Raw genomic sequence first — 2,673 nt, forward strand, 5'->3', positions numbered from 1 at the left:
CCCCCAAAATAATAACTTATGACAGAAAATACTTATCTTAATTATCAATTCCAACCGGCAAGAGAAAAAGCCGATTCACAAACCATGGTTTTTTTGCACGGATTATTCGGCGATATGAATAATTTGGGCATTATTGCCCGCCAATTTAGTGAGCAATTTAATATCTTACGCGTGGATCTACGTAACCACGGTCAATCTTTTCATTCCGATAAAATGAATTACCAATTAATGGCGCAAGATCTACAAGCATTGTTAGAGCATTTAGATTTAGCGGACAATATTGTGATCGGTCATTCGATGGGCGGCAAAACTGCAATGACTTTAGCCGATATTGCACCTGCTCTAGTCGAAAAATTAGTCGTGATTGATATTGCGCCAACTGCCAATCCAACTCATCGTCATAACAATAATTTTGCTGGTTTATTTGCCGTTAAATCCGCTCAACCGGCAACCCGCCAGCAAGCCAAAACCGTGCTAGCGCAATATGTGAAAGACGAAGGCGAGCAACAATTTATGTTAAAAGCATTCGATCCGCAAAAACCGGATTATTTCCGCTTCAATTTAACCTCAATTAAAGCAAACTATGAAAATTTGATGGGCTGGAACGAGGTCTTTTTTGATAAACCGACTTTATTTATCAAAGGCGGTGCGTCCGATTATATTCAAGCGAAAGACACCGACACGATTCTGAAGCAATTTCCACAAGCGAAATCATTTGTCGTTGCCAATGCACAGCATTGGGTACACGCTGAAAAACCGGAAACGGTCGCACGTGCCATTCAAAAATTTTTAGACAAGGAATAACAAGATATGAGTAGTAAAGATAGGATTTTTTCCGCACCAATTGAAAAACTTGGTGATTTTACTTTTGATGAATCGGTTGCCGAAGTGTTTCCTGATATGATCCAGCGTTCCGTGCCAGGCTATTCGAATATTATTACGGCAATTGGTATGTTGGCGCAGCGTTTCGTAACCGAAGGATCACAAGTCTATGATTTAGGTTGTTCTCGTGGTACCGGCATTTTATCGATTCGCCGTAATCTACAAACCAATCAAGTAAAAATTATTGGCGTAGATAATTCTCAACCGATGGTGGAACGCTGCCGCTCGCATATTAATGCTTATCACTCTGAAGTACCGGTAGAGATCCTTTGTGACGATATTCGCCATATCGAGATCAAAAATGCTTCGATGGTAGTACTAAACTTTACCCTGCAATTCTTACCTCGCGCAGATCGCCTTGAATTGCTGACTAAAATTTATCACGGCTTAAACCCGAACGGTATTTTGGTATTATCTGAAAAATTTACCTTTGCCAATGAAACAATGAATGAATTACTCATTGACCTACACCACACCTTTAAACGTGCCAACGGTTATAGCGAACTTGAAGTCAGCCAAAAACGTACCGCTCTCGAAAATGTGATGCTAACCGATAGCATTGAAACCCATAAAGATCGCTTAAAACAAGCCGGTTTTTCTCAAATCGAACTTTGGTTCCAATGTTTCAACTTCGGTTCAATGATTGCGATCAAATAAATTAAGCGGTCAAATTCATCAAAAATTTTGCAAAAAACTGCTCGGATCAGACCGCTTACTACGAATGAAATCTCAGGAAATTTGCGCAAGCGGTCGTTTTTTCGGTATAATCTGCAAAATTTCGTAGGGGCGTATCGCATACGCCCTTTGTTTTATATGAAGTAAGCGTAAACCACGCTTCGATAATGTTCAAAAGGAATCCAGCATGAGCTTTTTAACAGGTAAACGCATTTTAGTAACGGGTCTTGCAAGTAACCGTTCTATCGCATACGGCATTGCTAAAGCAATGAAAGCACAAGGCGCAGAACTTGCGTTCACTTATTTAAATGATAAATTACAACCACGTGTTGAAGAGTTTGCGAAAGAATTCGGTTCAGATATCGTATTACCATTAGATGTAGCAACAGACGAATCAATCCAAAACTGCTTTACCCAATTAAGCAAAAAGTGGGAAAAATTTGACGGTTTCGTACACGCAATTGCATTCGCACCGGGCGATCAATTAGACGGTGATTATGTAAACGCAGCAACACGTGAAGGCTACCGTATCGCACACGATATCAGTGCATACAGCTTCGTTGCAATGGCACAAGCGGCGCGTCCATACTTAAATGAAAATGCAGCACTTTTAACCTTAAGCTACTTAGGTGCGGAACGTGCGATTCCTAACTACAACGTAATGTGTCTAGCAAAAGCTTCATTAGAAGCAGCAACTCGTGTAATGGCGGCAGATTTAGGTAAAGACGGTATCCGTGTCAATGCAATCTCTGCAGGTCCAATCCGTACACTTGCGGCATCAGGTATCAAAAACTTCAAGAAAATGCTTTCTGCATTCGAGAAAACTGCAGCGTTACGCCGTACCGTAACAATCGATGATGTAGGTAACTCAGCAGCGTTCTTATGTTCAGACTTAGCTTCAGGTGTAACCGGTGAAGTATTACACGTTGATGCAGGTTTCAGCATTACCGCAATGGGCGAGTTAGGCGAAGAATAATTCGACTATCAATAAACAAAAACGGACGCAATTTAGCGTCCGTTTTTTATTTCTGCGATCTTGAGCGAAGAATCAGAATTTTAGCCAGTCTTTCTCTGCTGTATTTTGCTATGCTATCCAATAAATTAAGGGGCTGTAGT

The 2,673-nt window shown here is 40.9% G+C and carries 3 protein-coding genes; all 3 read left to right on the plus strand.

From position 1 onward, the window contains the following. Positions 1 to 18: 18 nt before the first annotated feature. The 3 genes from HMPREF0027_RS05945 to HMPREF0027_RS05955 all read left to right on the plus strand — a co-directional run bounded on the left by HMPREF0027_RS05945 (position 19) and on the right by HMPREF0027_RS05955 (position 2,533). Complete coding sequence (locus HMPREF0027_RS05945; protein ID WP_005623005.1) at positions 19 to 804, plus strand: alpha/beta fold hydrolase; 786 nt, start codon at positions 19 to 21, stop codon at positions 802 to 804. 6 nt (positions 805 to 810) lie between these two features. After that, entirely contained in the window at positions 811 to 1,539 is a 729-nt protein-coding gene (gene cmoA / locus HMPREF0027_RS05950; protein ID WP_005623006.1) for a carboxy-S-adenosyl-L-methionine synthase CmoA, read from the plus strand. Positions 1,540 to 1,744: 205 nt separating this feature from the next. Beyond that, the gene (locus HMPREF0027_RS05955) at positions 1,745 to 2,533 is read left to right on the plus strand and encodes an enoyl-ACP reductase FabI (protein ID WP_005623007.1); all 789 of its coding nucleotides are present in this window, start codon (positions 1,745 to 1,747) and stop codon (positions 2,531 to 2,533) included. Positions 2,534 to 2,673 lie beyond the last annotated feature (140 nt).

The sequence above is a fragment of the Actinobacillus ureae ATCC 25976 genome (genome assembly GCF_000188255.1).
GTDB classification, from domain to species: Bacteria; Pseudomonadota; Gammaproteobacteria; order Enterobacterales; family Pasteurellaceae; genus Actinobacillus; species Actinobacillus ureae.

Excerpts from the sequence above, each read along its gene's own strand:
- HMPREF0027_RS05945 (WP_005623005.1), top strand. The coding sequence starts at position 19 with ATGACAGAAAATACTTATCTTAATTATCAATTCCAACCGGCAAGAGAA.
- HMPREF0027_RS05955 (WP_005623007.1), top strand. The coding sequence starts at position 1,745 with ATGAGCTTTTTAACAGGTAAACGCATTTTAGTAACGGGTCTTGCAAGT.
- cmoA (WP_005623006.1), top strand. The coding sequence starts at position 811 with ATGAGTAGTAAAGATAGGATTTTTTCCGCACCAATTGAAAAACTTGGT.